An 11,914-nucleotide genomic window follows, 5' to 3' on the forward strand; every position below is an offset into this window, starting at 1 on the left:
ATTATCCTCCTATGTTAATTTAATGTGTTTACTTCTTATCCGTTTTTGGTGCCAGAATCATAATAAGGCTCCTTCCTTCAAAAGAAGGCTTCTTTTCAATTTCACCTGTTTCCGCCACAACTTCCGCGAAACGCTTCATAACATCCATGCCTTTGCTGGTGTAGTCCCGCTCTCTGCCTCTGAACCGGAGACTTACCTTGACCTTATCTCCAGCCTTCAGAAACTTCGCCGCGTTTTTCGCCTTTACTTCTACGTCATGTTCTTCAATAAATGTGCTGAGCCGGATTTCCTTGACCTGCATGGTCTTCTGTTTTTTGCGCGCTTCTTTTTCCTTTTTTTGGAGTTCATATCTGTACTTTCCATAATCAAGGATTTTGCATACCGGCGGCTTTGCTTTCGGCGCGATTTTGACCAGGTCCAGCTTGCGCTCCGCCGCCAGGTCCAGCGCTTCGTTCAGACTTACGATCCCCACCTGGGTTCCGTCGCTGTCAATCACTCTGACTTCTTTATCACGAATTTCTTCGTTGATCTGGTTTTCCTTACTAATTGTCTCGTACCTCCATAAATAAAAAAGCGGATAAACTCAGTTATCCGCTCTAAAATACACATACATATGTGTGATACGCTCTATTGAACCCCAGCAGCGCCTTTACCACGAGGTGAGAAGCGGATAACTTCTTCTTTACTACTCGAATACTATATCAGAAGACTCCGCCGATGTCAAGTTTTCTTTTTCTGTTGTTCTTTCTGACGCTCCCCATTTTTTCTTCATCACGATAACCGCCGCGATAAACAGAGCCGCGACAACAACATAGCCGATAAGCAAGCTGCCGCTGAACCCGGTTACCAGATATCCGATCAGGGCAATCGCTCCGCAGACAAGAGAATACGGAAGCTGCGTCTTAATATGATCGATAATGGAGATTTCAGCAGCGGTCGACGCTACAATGGAGGTATCCGCAAGAGGCGAGCAGGTAGCTCCCAGACCGCTTCCGCCGATTACCGCTGTCAGACACAAGGACAGATCCGCTCCGGTTGCCACAGTAAACGGAACCACAATCGGGATCATAATCGCGAAGGTCGTCCATCCGCCTCCGATGGCGAAAATCATCGCCGCGCAAATCAGGAAGAGAATCGCCGGAGTTACAGCAGGCGGAATATTTCCCTGGAACACGGAAATCATAAAATCCGCGGTTCCAAGACCTTCCGCTATATTTCCAAGTGTCCATCCCAGTGACAGAACAAATACCGCGTAGAGAACGGATTTCACTCCCACAAATGCCGCGGAAACCAGTTCCGGAGCGGTTCCGACTTTCCGTATTCTCATATAAACCATTGTGAAGAGAATCGTAACAACGAATCCGTAAGACATAGACCGGATGCCTTCCATCTGTCCGATGGTCTGAGAAATATTATGATGCTCGAAGAATCCGCCGGTATACATCATAAATCCGAGCACTAGGCAAATCAGTACCACAACCGGGATAATCAGATCTCTGGGCTTTCCGTTTGCCAGCTTCATGCCCGCGTAGGCGTCCTCTTCTTCACCGCCAAATGGAGCAGCATCTGATAGGCATTGCCCTCTATGCCGGCAGACATCATACCTGCCGCCAGCAGAGACGCGATAAAGGCGACCCAGCTTGAAATCGGAGAAATCTGGCAGACCGCGTACGTTGTGGAATCCAGATAATAAGCCAGTTTTTCTCTCGGAACTTTATTCTTGTCGGAAATCTCCTTCATAATCGCTCCGTTTGTCAGGCTGTCAAAGTAGTCGTCAATCAGAAGCAGAGTTCCGACGACACTTGCCATGATGCCGGTTCTTTTTTTCGTATTAACGCGATGCCCCAGGTAGTTGGCAAACGCCCGGGACGCCCCGGATTTTACCAGAAGGCCAATCAGCGCGCCGATCATCACCATGGACAATAACACCAGCATGTTATCCGTTTCCGTAATCGCTCCCGGCGTCAACGTACCATTTTCCGCCGGCGCTCCAATCAGCATCTCAACAAACGTTTCGAGGGCGCCCAGCGGATTCAGATCCGCGAGAAGAAAGCATCCCAAAGCGATGCCAATGGACATGGAGAGGATAACCTCTCTGGTTTTGATAACTAAAAAGATGGTCAATAAAGGTGGAATAATGGACCAGAATGAGTAATCTAAGAATTGCATATACAAAATTCCTTTCTCTTATTAACCATGCACAGCTTCGAGTGGCGTGGGCATGTTTTTTAATTGTGACATGTGGGTTTCAAGGCTCAGACCCCTGCCAAACTCGTCTATCGTCTCATATTTGAGTACAATTTTAAAGATTATTCGACAAAATATTATTATTAAGAAATTATTCACATAATTAAGATTTTTTCTCCCTCTTTTAAGAAAACCTAAAAAACGCACCTCACAGACTGTGAGATGCGTCGTACATACAAATTGTCTTTTAAAAAAAGCAACTTTATCAAATTTTCTGCTGACTGTTTTTACAGCTCCGTTTTCCACAGACCATGCAGGTTGCAGTACTCGTATACAGCCACCGGCTTGTCTTCTCCCAGGCAGAAAATCGCTTTCGGCTCGTCTGCCGCTGTCAGCGTTTTCAGCTGTCCGCCTTTTTCTGTTTCCAGGTAAATCCACTGAATCAGATGTTCCTCTGTCATCGGATGCAGTGTAGAGCCTACTTCTACGAAAACCTTATGCCCTTCTGTCTTTACAACCGGAACATGCTTTTCTGTCGCCGCGTCAGTGGTGTTCGCTTTCAGCTCTTCCATAGCTTCTCCGCAACACATTACCGGCACGCCCTTGTCAATTACCATAGTAATAATATTCCCGCAATGATTACATCTAAAAAACTTCACTTTCATTTTTATTCCTCCATTCTTTTCTCAGCATTTTTATTTTAACATCATTTCGATCTTTTCTTTTGGAACCAGCCCAATCGAAGTATCCTTTACCTGTCCCTTTTCAAAGAGGATCAACGTCGGAATGCTCATAACTCCGTATTTCTGCGCAAGCTGAGGCTGCTCGTCAATATTGATTTTTCCCATCTTTACATCCGCATGTTCTTCCGCCACATTTTCAAAGACAGGACCCATCATTTTACAGGGTCCGCACCACGCCGCCCAGAAATCGATCAGTACCGGCTTGTCCGATTTTAGAACTTCTTGTTCGAAATTATCATTTGTTATTGTTATAACCGCCATTTCTCCGTCCTCCTTACCTTTCGTTATTATCTATAATACCCACAAAATGGTTTCCTAATCAAGCCGATTTTCCATTCTTGCGAAAAAATTTTCTTCATACTATAATATTTGTATCAAATTCTGGAAAGGACGAAGATTCTAACTATGGAACGTTTTTTGGAAACTCTTTCGGTCAGTGAATTAATTCCTATTTTAAACAGCGTTAAAGACGCCGTCTTCATCGACAGCAGCGATGGCTATTCCCTGTGGTGTAACGATGCTTGCCAGGAACTCTATAAAGTAACTCCGGAAGAAATTCACGGTATCCATATTTCTGAACTCGAAAAAAGGGGTATCTTTACCCCTTCTGTCGCAAAGCAGGTCATGGAACAGAGAAAAGAGATAACGATCATCCATGAGAACAGGGACGGAAAAAAAATACTTTCAACCGGAACCCCAATCTTTGATCCCGACGGTCAAATGACGAAAATCATTACTACATCCCGGGATATCACAGAACTAACCAGTCTTCAGAAACAACTTGAATTTGTCCAGAATACGCTCAAACAATTTGAGTCTATCGAAATTTCTTCTAGCGAACCGATTATCGCCAGCAGCCGTTCCATGCGGAATGTAATGCAGCTTGCCCTCCGCCTTGCTTCGGTAGATTCCACCGTTTTGATTACCGGAGAGTCCGGCGTGGGGAAAGGAGTTATCGCAAAGCTGCTGCACGAAAACGGCGCCAGAAAGGAATTTCCATTTATTACTGTAAATTGTGGCGCAATTCCTGAGAGCCTGATCGAATCGGAACTGTTCGGTTATGAACGAGGAGCCTTCACCGGATCCCGCATAGAAGGAAAAAAAGGGCTCTTTGAAGCCGCGCAGAAAGGAACAATTTTTTTGGATGAGATTTCGGAGCTCCCTCTCAACCTTCAGGTCAAGCTCCTCCAAGTGATCCAGGATCGAGAATTCACCCGAGTAGGAGGGGTAAATCGGATCCCTGTAGACGTACGCATCATTTCTGCCACAAACAAGGATCTGCACCTCCTTGTTAAGAGTGGAAAATTCCGGGAAGATCTCTATTATCGCTTAAATGTAGTACCCATTAACGTACCGCCTTTGCGGGAACGCCCTGAGGATATCCTGCCGCTAATTCAATCTAATCTGGAAAAATACAACAATCAACTGGGAGAAAACAAAACCCTGGAACCGGCAGCGTTGGCCGTCCTGCTGCACTACTCCTGGCCCGGTAATATCCGTGAGCTGCAAAACATTGTGGAACGACTGATCCTCACCACCCGAGACAATCTTATCACAGAAGAAAACCTTCCCGTATTTATTCGAACATCAGCTGAGGCACAACCTGTCCAAAGTATGGAGCATACATCTCTGCGTGCTTCCATGGAACGGGCGGAAAAGGAAGTTCTTACAAGAGCTCTTGCAGAATATAAGTCTACCCGCGCAATCGCGAAAGCTTTGCAGGTAAGCCAGCCTACGATTGTACGAAAACTCCATAAATACGGGCTGACGCCAAAAGAGGGTTAACCCTCTTTTGACGATTGATACATTTTTGTATCAACGATACTTTTCTGTATCACACTCAGCCTCATTTAAATTTCAATATTTTTCTTTATTTTCATTATTTTCTCTCCATTTTGATACTTTTTTGTATCGATTTTTTCCTTTCCTTTTTTTCGCTTTCCAAAATTCCCATCTCTTACTTTTCATGTATACATTATATTTTTCCCTTACTTCCATCCAAACTGCTTGTCTTTTCAACGTTTCCGCTTATGTTTTCATCGCCTCCCCAAATTTTGCGGAAAATTCTTACTTTTATTTTCAAATTTGGCACGCTGATTGCTCACTTATAAAGTGGCAGCAATTGGTATTGATGCCGCTTCGCATAGATTTAAAGAATAATGTATAAGGAGGACTTAAAAATGTCAATGAACGCACATGATTATGTAGCTTCTCTGGTCGAAAAGGGAAGAAAGGCACAGGCTGTCGCCAACAACTTCACGCAGGAAGATGTTGACCTTTTGACTGCTGCGGTTGCCTATAATCTTACGAAGGGTGGAAAAGCCCTGAAATACGGCGAAATGCTGGTAGAAGAATCCGGAATGGGCATTGCGGAAGATAAAGAACAGAAAATGTACGGAAAAATCTGGGGTGCCTATATCCAGATGAAAGACGAAAAGTCCGTTGGCCTTGTGGAAGAAAACAGAGCTATGGGAATTGAAAAATGGGCAAAACCAATGGGCGTTGTCGCCGGCATCATGCCTGTAACAAACGGGGAAGCCACACCGGTTGTAAAAGCCAATATGGCGCTGAAGACGAGAAACGCGATTATCCTCGCCCCTCATCCGAAAGCAAAGAAAACGAACTGGGAAATCGTTGAAGATATCCGCGCCACTATAAAAAAACTGGGCTATCCGGAAGATCTGGTGCAAACCGTTGAACCGGAATGGGTAAAGATCGAAACTTCTAAAGAATTAATGGCGCAGTGTGACTTTATTCTGGCAACCGGAGGTGAAGCACTGGTAGAATCCGCCTATTCCTCCGGAACTCCGGCTATCGGCGTCGGCGTCGGCAACACCGTATCTATCGTCGATGGCACAACGGATATGGCGAAGGTAGCGGAAATGATTGTACGCTCTAAGGCTTATGACAATGCCACTTCCTGTTCCACAGAAAATAATATTATTGTTTTCGAAAGCTGCTATGACGAATTTGTAGAAGAAATGGCAAAACACGGCGCGGTTCTCTTTAAGGAAGGTTCTGAAGAAAAAGCGAAATTACAGAAAACAATGTGGCCAAACACGCCAAACGATCACGTTCTGAACAGAGCCATTGTCGCGCAGAACGCGGAATCAATCGCCAAGCTGGCAGAAATTGACGTTCCGGAAGGAACAAAAGTTCTGATGGCCGAAGAACTGAATGGCTTCGGGCTGGATCATCCGTTCACAGGGGAAAAATTATCTCCAGTATCCGGGATTCAGAAGGCGAAAGATTTTGACGACGCAGTCGATAAGTTAATGAAGACTCTGGATTACATGGGGAAAGGCCATTCCTGCGGTATCCATACAGCCAATAACGAGTTGGTAGCAAAATTGGCTGCTGTCGTTCCAGTTACGAAGGTAGTTGTAAATCAGCCTCAGTGTCTGACGAACTCCGGCGGCTGGAACTGCGGATATCCGGTATCCATGACTCTGGGCTGCGGAACCTGGGGTGGAAACAGTGTTTCCCACAATGCGACTTGGAAAGATCTGCTGAACTTCACTTATGTATCCAGACAGATTCTGAACTGGAGACCGGATCCGAACGAATTGTTCCCGGCAGAGCTCAGAGAAAAAGTGGACAAATAAGAGCGGTATTTCGCGAAAATAATTTGAGTGTTAGGGAAAGGAGACCTATTTTAATCTCCTTTCCCATAAAAGGAGATTAAAAATGTCAGCAATTAAAGAAAAGAGTTTAAAATATAATCTGCATTCCTGGAGCGCTCAGGGTGCGATCGATCCGACCGTTATCACAAAAGCCGAGGGCATTTATTTCTGGGATGAAGATGGAAAGAAATATTACGACATGTCCGCTCAGCTGGTAAACTCCAATCTTGGGCATGGAAATAAAGCCATCGTAAACGCGATCAAAGAGCAGGCGGATAAGATTCCGTTCATCGGACCGGGATTTTCGCTTGATGTGCGTTCTGACGCGGCTGAGGCGATTGTCGAGGCATCCGGACTGAAAGGGGCGAAAGTGTTCTTCACAAACGCCGGCGCGGAGTCCAATGAAAACGCGATAAAAATGGCAAAGCAATACACTGGAAGATGGAAGATCTTTTCCATGTACCGCTGCTATCATGGGTCTTCTGCCGGCGCGGGTATGCTGACAGGCGAACCGAGACATTTCGCCAACGAGCCGGGCCCTGCGGGATTTGTAAAATACGACGGTCCCTATGCCTACCGCGCTCCGAAAGCGTGCAAATTCGAAAATGAAGATGATGTCGCGGATTTCTATCTGGAGCTTCTGACGAACCAGGTAAAATATGAGGGCCCGGAAAGCATCGCTGCAATCTTTATGGAATCGGTTGTCGGTTCTAATGGAATTCTGATTCCTCCCGCCAAATATGTAAAAGGTGTTCGGGAGCTTTGTACAAAATACGGAATTCTCCTTGTCTGTGACGAGGTAATGGCCGGCTGGTATCGAACAGGAACCTGCTTCGCCTTTCAGCAGTTTGAAATCGAGCCGGATCTGATCACTTTTGCCAAAGGCTGCACCTGCGGCTATGTACCTCTGGGCGGCGTTATCGCGTGTGAAAAGATTGCTAAATACTTCGATGATCACAAAATGATGTGCGGTCTTACCTACAGCGCCCATCCCATCGGCTGCGCGGCCGCTGTGGCCACTCTGAACGAATATAAGAACCTGAATATCGCTGATAATGTAGCAAAGCAGGGCAAAGTTCTGGGTCAGCTTCTGGAAGATCTGAAAGAAAAGCACGCCTGCGTGGGTGAAGTAAGATATATTGGACTGTTTTCCGCCTTTGAACTTGTCAAAGATAAGCAGACCAGGGAGCCGATTGTCGCCTTTAACGAGGATCCACAGGGGCTGATGAATAAAATTATAGGAATGCTGAAAAAAGAAGGATTCTATACATATTCACATGAAAATATGATTATCGTGGCTCCGCCTCTCATTATTACGGAAGAAGAACTGAGAGAAGCTATGGGAATCCTGGATAGAGTTATGGATTCAGTTGACAACATGATTAAATAGTTTTAGAGTTAGCTTGATCATGAAAAGTACTCCTTTTAAGAGCGTCTCATATTTGAGGCGTTCTTTTTTTGATCGTGAACATTTGTTTACATTTTGTTCTTTTTATGGTATCCTATTAAAAATAAATGAACTTTGGAGGCGCCGTTATGTTAAAAGAACGCGAACAGAAAATTCTGGATTATATGAAAGAGGAAATCAGGGAAAAGGGATATCCCCCAACGGTACGCGAAATATGCAGCGCGCTTCATATAAAGTCCACTTCCACTGCCCATAAGGACATTGACAGTCTGGTAAAAAAGGGATTCATCGTAAAGGACCCATCCAAGCCCCGCGCTTTGATGCTAGTCGATCAGGACGAACCCAACCTGACTCCCGAACCCCACATTGACAATGCGCGGCGCACGGATATTGTAGATATCCCGGTTGTCGGGCGCATCGCTGCCGGAACGCCAATCTTGGCCGAGCAGAACATCGAGGACTCTTTTCCCATACCTTCCCGTTTTCTAGGCAGCAGCACGAACTTCATGCTGGTTGTAAAGGGAGAAAGTATGATCGAAGCGGGAATCATGGACGGTGATTACATACTGGTTCAGCAACAGCAAACAGCCAGAAACGGGGACATTGTCGTAGCTATGGTTGACGGTTTCGAAAGTGAAGCTACAGTAAAAACCTTTTATAAAGAAGACGGCCATATCCGCCTTCAGCCGGAAAACGCGTCCATGAGTCCAATTATTGTCCAGGATGTACGGATTTTGGGAAAAGTAAGAGGCGTATTCCGTTATTTCTAAACAGAGACTGTAAAAAAGGGATCTGACCAGCAGATCCCCTTTTTTTATGCTTCTTTATTGTTCATATACCACGTTTCCATCCATAACGGTGAGCAGGATTTTCGTATCCTTAATATCATCCGCCGGAATCTCAAAAAGATTGCGGTCCATAACAACCACATCCGCGAGTTTGCCCTCTTCCAGAGAACCCAACTCATGATCTCTTCCGTAAACAAAGGCCGAACCCATTGTATTGGCTTTTAACGCCTCTGCTACTGTCAGGTATTCTCCGTTATCTACGCCAGCCATAGACCCGTCATGATTTTTCCGAGCCACTGTCGCGTAGATGCCAGGGAACGGATTATAGTGAACTACAGGAAAATCCGTACCCAGAGCGAGAACTGCCCCTGAGTCCAGGAAAGAACGGAACGCCCACTCATATCGGCAGCGCTCCTCGCCCAGACGAATAATTTTTTCATTCATCTCCAGCGGCAGGTGTTCCCCCTGCATGGAAGCGACAACTCCCAGTTCTTTAAATCTCGGAATATCATCCGGATGAATGGTTTCGATATGTTCGATGGTATTCACAAGGCCGTGCTTTCCATTTACTTTCAAGGATTCTTCAAAAGCGTCCAGCGCCATTCTGACAGAACCTTCCGCGATACAGTGAATTCTCACCGGAAGACCTGCCGCGTTAGCCGCGATTACGCTGGCATTGAGAGATTCCTGACTGTCCAAAGGAGCGCCCTCTCCGATGGTATCCGGCCGATCCGCGTACGGTTCCAGCAGCAGTCCGGTATAGGTTGATGTCACGCCGTCCAGGAATCCTTTCACACCCGTAACTTTGAAAGTCGGAGAATTAAACTCTTTTGCCCACTTCACCGCGTCGAAAAAATCTGTCCTTCTCATAAAAGCGGTATATGCGTGAACTCTGCTTGTAAATTCGCCGGCTTCCGCCATTTCTTTGAACACTTCGTAGCGATGATGGAACATTTCCTCATAATCATCCGCGCTCATTTCACTCAATGAAGTAACGCCATGAGCGGCCAGCCCTTTCATAAAGTGCCGCATAATCGCCTTCATCTGATCATCCGGGAAGTCATAATACTTGTTCCAGGCATAAGCCATCGCATCTGGTTCATAAACCAATCCGTCCAGTTCGCCGTTTTCATCGACGCCGACAGAACCCGCTACCAGTTCCATATCCGGAGTATACCCGGATTCCTCCAGCGCTTTCGTATTCATCCATATTGTGTGTGCGTCCGCGCAATTCATATACGCCGGCCGATCCGGCACCGCTTTGTCCAGCGATTCTTTGGTCGGCAACGGCGCGTCGTTCCAGTTCGCGGGGAACCATCCGAAACCTCGGATTCTCGGTTCCTCCGGATGTTCCGCCGCGTACTTTTTAATCATTTCAATAGCTTCTTCTTCGGAAGTGGAGGCCGTCAGATCAACAGTATGATCGCTATCCGCAACCGCGCCCCACCACAGATGATCGTGTCCGTCAACAAGACCTGCCGTAACCAGCTTGTCCTTGTAATCATACACCTTTGTGTCCGGCCCGATATACTGCGCCGCGTCTTCCATGTTTTTTCCAACCGCGGCAATCTTGTTTCCCTTTATTGCCACAAAACCGGAAAAAGGCTCGTCACTCACACTGTCGAAAATAGCGTTGCTTTTGATTACTAAATCCGCACTCATTTCGTCACCTCATTTCTTAGAATATAAATCCTGCGATCAGATAAAAAATGATCGTTACAATAATCGGTGGAACCAACATTGGCAGCGAAGTTCTCAGATAGTCAATGTTTCGGATCTTCGCGATACTTCCGCAAGTCAGCGTTACAGAGTCTCCGTAGAAGCAGGTAGCGCTTCCTGCCGCGCATCCCGCGATTACCGCGCCGATTACCAGATAGAGATTCGCGTCCAGCGCCTGTGCCAGCGGCAGCATAATCGGGAAACATACAGCAGCCATGCCCCAGAAGCTTCCGGTTACAAAACCCAGAATCATCAGAATAATAAACGCGATTACCGGCAGCAGCGGCGCGGTGATAATATCTACTACGCTGTTTACAACAAACGGCGCCAGGCCCAGTTCATCGTTGGCGTTCTGGAGTACAAAAGCACTGATTACAATCGCTGTTACTCCGAACATTTCCTCAAATCCTTTCGCAATAGAATCAAAGGCTTCTGTAAATCCGACCAGTTTCTGCGGAATATACATCAGGAAACAGATAACAATACCTACAATCAGGCCGTAAAGCAGTTCCTGGAAAACAAGAGTTACAACAATCAGCGCTACCATTGGGATCAGGAAGTTCAGGATATTAACGTCTTTTTTGTTTTCATTCTCATCCGCTTCTTCTTCCAGATCTTCCGGCAACAGCTTTCCGGTCTGCTCCGCTCTCAATTCCGCCTTCTTCATCAATCCAAACGGTTTGATAATCCGGAACTGATAAAGCAGCACAAAAATCAGAAGGACAAAGGCAAAGAACATAAACGGAATCGCTTTAATCACTTCCTGCAGCCCTTGCCCGGCTTCCAGCCCCAGAGTCGTTTCCAGCTGTCCGCTCATAAATACGCCCCACAGTGACAGCGGGATGAGAATACAGGTACAGCAGGCCACGGAATTAATTTCAAACGCGAACATCTCTCTGGACATTTTGTTTTCATCCGCGATTTTGCGGTTTGATACACCCGCTCCCAGAATACTGAAATAATTGTCCAGGAAAAAGATGATTCCCATGATCCAGGCAAGAAGACCTGTCTTTTTCTTATTCGTTGCGAATTTTAACCCTAGCTTTGTGAAACCGGAAATCGCGTTGGCTCTTTCAAGCAAATGAATATAAATTCCAAAAAGTCCAAATACGACTACATAATACGCCGATTCCCCTAGTTCTCCGTAGAGTGAATCCAAATAAGCAACAATAAAATTCTGTTTTGCCAAAATGACAAATCCCACCAGAGTACCTAAGATAAGTGGCTCCAGCGCTCTCTTTGTAATTATGGCACTTACAATTACCACCAGTACGGGTATCAGACTAAGGATCCCGTATGTAGAAGCTCCATCCATAGCAACTTCTCTCCTGGTATATTGTAATTGACTCATTTAGCAAGTCATCTACAAGATACACTGGTATATTGTAATTGACTCATTTAGCAAGTCATCTACAAGATACACTTTCCTTTCTATCAACCTTCTTC

11 protein-coding genes, 1 pseudogene and 1 other annotated feature are annotated in these 11,914 nt (G+C 45.9%); of the genes and pseudogenes, 4 read left to right on the plus strand and 8 right to left on the minus strand.

The features are described 5' to 3' along the window. Nucleotides 1-28: 28 nt before the first annotated feature. The 5 genes from infC to trxA all read right to left on the minus strand — a co-directional run bounded on the left by infC (nucleotide 29) and on the right by trxA (nucleotide 3,191). Nucleotides 29-496 carry a translation initiation factor IF-3 gene (infC, locus tag H9L42_RS13180; protein ID WP_346726321.1) on the minus strand — a complete coding sequence of 156 codons (468 nt, stop codon included), beginning with the start codon at nucleotides 494-496 and terminating at the stop codon, nucleotides 29-31. Nucleotides 497-559: 63 nt separating this feature from the next. Continuing rightward, nucleotides 560-689, minus strand: a sequence feature (ribosomal protein L20 leader region). Continuing rightward, a complete protein-coding gene (locus tag H9L42_RS13185; RefSeq protein ID WP_187303874.1) occupies nucleotides 686-1,522 on the minus strand; it encodes a Na+/H+ antiporter NhaC family protein in 837 nt (278 codons plus the stop codon). It overlaps the preceding feature by 4 nt. After that, entirely contained in the window at nucleotides 1,519-2,169 is a 651-nt protein-coding gene (locus tag H9L42_RS13190; RefSeq protein WP_187303875.1) for a Na+/H+ antiporter NhaC family protein, read from the minus strand. The genes H9L42_RS13185 and H9L42_RS13190 overlap by 4 nt, the downstream gene beginning before the upstream one ends. A gap of 305 nt (nucleotides 2,170-2,474) precedes the next feature. After that, a complete protein-coding gene (locus tag H9L42_RS13195) occupies nucleotides 2,475-2,852 on the minus strand; it encodes a desulfoferrodoxin family protein (protein ID WP_187303876.1) in 378 nt (125 codons plus the stop codon). A gap of 30 nt (nucleotides 2,853-2,882) precedes the next feature. Next, nucleotides 2,883-3,191 carry a thioredoxin gene (trxA, locus tag H9L42_RS13200; RefSeq protein WP_187303877.1) on the minus strand — a complete coding sequence of 103 codons (309 nt, stop codon included), beginning with the start codon at nucleotides 3,189-3,191 and terminating at the stop codon, nucleotides 2,883-2,885. A 144-nt stretch (nucleotides 3,192-3,335) separates the two neighbouring features. Here trxA and H9L42_RS13205 point away from each other — a divergent pair, with 144 nt between their 5' ends. Further along, nucleotides 3,336-4,715, plus strand: coding sequence for a sigma-54 interaction domain-containing protein (locus H9L42_RS13205; RefSeq protein ID WP_187303878.1), 1,380 nt, complete (start codon nucleotides 3,336-3,338; stop codon nucleotides 4,713-4,715). A 72-nt stretch (nucleotides 4,716-4,787) separates the two neighbouring features. Here H9L42_RS13205 and H9L42_RS13210 read toward each other — a convergent pair whose 3' ends face one another. Next, nucleotides 4,788-4,949, minus strand: a complete 162-nt coding sequence (locus tag H9L42_RS13210; RefSeq protein ID WP_187303879.1) for a hypothetical protein — start codon at nucleotides 4,947-4,949, stop codon at nucleotides 4,788-4,790. 161 nt (nucleotides 4,950-5,110) lie between these two features. On the opposite strand from H9L42_RS13210, the gene H9L42_RS13215 reads away from it, so the two are divergent. The 3 genes and pseudogenes from H9L42_RS13215 to lexA all read left to right on the plus strand — a co-directional run bounded on the left by H9L42_RS13215 (nucleotide 5,111) and on the right by lexA (nucleotide 8,731). After that, entirely contained in the window at nucleotides 5,111-6,535 is a 1,425-nt protein-coding gene (locus tag H9L42_RS13215) for an aldehyde dehydrogenase family protein (protein ID WP_187303880.1), read from the plus strand. A 79-nt stretch (nucleotides 6,536-6,614) separates the two neighbouring features. Then, nucleotides 6,615-7,943, plus strand: a pseudogene (locus H9L42_RS13220) (aminotransferase class III-fold pyridoxal phosphate-dependent enzyme); the annotation flags it as partial. 146 nt (nucleotides 7,944-8,089) lie between these two features. Continuing rightward, nucleotides 8,090-8,731 carry a transcriptional repressor LexA gene (gene lexA / locus H9L42_RS13225; protein ID WP_243235787.1) on the plus strand — a complete coding sequence of 214 codons (642 nt, stop codon included), beginning with the start codon at nucleotides 8,090-8,092 and terminating at the stop codon, nucleotides 8,729-8,731. A 54-nt stretch (nucleotides 8,732-8,785) separates the two neighbouring features. On the opposite strand, the gene H9L42_RS13230 is transcribed toward lexA, so the two are convergent. Both H9L42_RS13230 and H9L42_RS13235 read right to left on the minus strand, forming a co-directional pair. After that, nucleotides 8,786-10,411, minus strand: coding sequence for an amidohydrolase (locus H9L42_RS13230; RefSeq protein ID WP_187303883.1), 1,626 nt, complete (start codon nucleotides 10,409-10,411; stop codon nucleotides 8,786-8,788). 16 nt (nucleotides 10,412-10,427) lie between these two features. Further along, entirely contained in the window at nucleotides 10,428-11,819 is a 1,392-nt protein-coding gene (locus H9L42_RS13235) for a Na+/H+ antiporter NhaC family protein (protein ID WP_187303884.1), read from the minus strand. Nucleotides 11,820-11,914: the final 95 nt, after the last annotated feature.

This window comes from Zhenpiania hominis (genome assembly GCF_014333425.1).
Lineage (GTDB): Bacteria > Bacillota > Clostridia > Peptostreptococcales > Anaerovoracaceae > Hominibacterium > Hominibacterium hominis.

What these genes read in the sequence shown, in the direction of transcription:
- H9L42_RS13185 (WP_187303874.1), bottom strand. Translation starts at nt 1,522, where the DNA reads ATGAAGCTGGCAAACGGAAAGCCCAGAGATCTGATTATCCCGGTTGTG.
- H9L42_RS13190 (WP_187303875.1), bottom strand. Translation starts at nt 2,169, where the DNA reads ATGCAATTCTTAGATTACTCATTCTGGTCCATTATTCCACCTTTATTG.
- H9L42_RS13195 (WP_187303876.1), bottom strand. Translation starts at nt 2,852, where the DNA reads ATGAAAGTGAAGTTTTTTAGATGTAATCATTGCGGGAATATTATTACT.
- trxA (WP_187303877.1), bottom strand. Translation starts at nt 3,191, where the DNA reads ATGGCGGTTATAACAATAACAAATGATAATTTCGAACAAGAAGTTCTA.
- H9L42_RS13205 (WP_187303878.1), top strand. Translation starts at nt 3,336, where the DNA reads ATGGAACGTTTTTTGGAAACTCTTTCGGTCAGTGAATTAATTCCTATT.
- H9L42_RS13215 (WP_187303880.1), top strand. Translation starts at nt 5,111, where the DNA reads ATGTCAATGAACGCACATGATTATGTAGCTTCTCTGGTCGAAAAGGGA.
- lexA (WP_243235787.1), top strand. Translation starts at nt 8,090, where the DNA reads ATGTTAAAAGAACGCGAACAGAAAATTCTGGATTATATGAAAGAGGAA.
- H9L42_RS13230 (WP_187303883.1), bottom strand. Translation starts at nt 10,411, where the DNA reads ATGAGTGCGGATTTAGTAATCAAAAGCAACGCTATTTTCGACAGTGTG.
- H9L42_RS13235 (WP_187303884.1), bottom strand. Translation starts at nt 11,819, where the DNA reads ATGAGTCAATTACAATATACCAGGAGAGAAGTTGCTATGGATGGAGCT.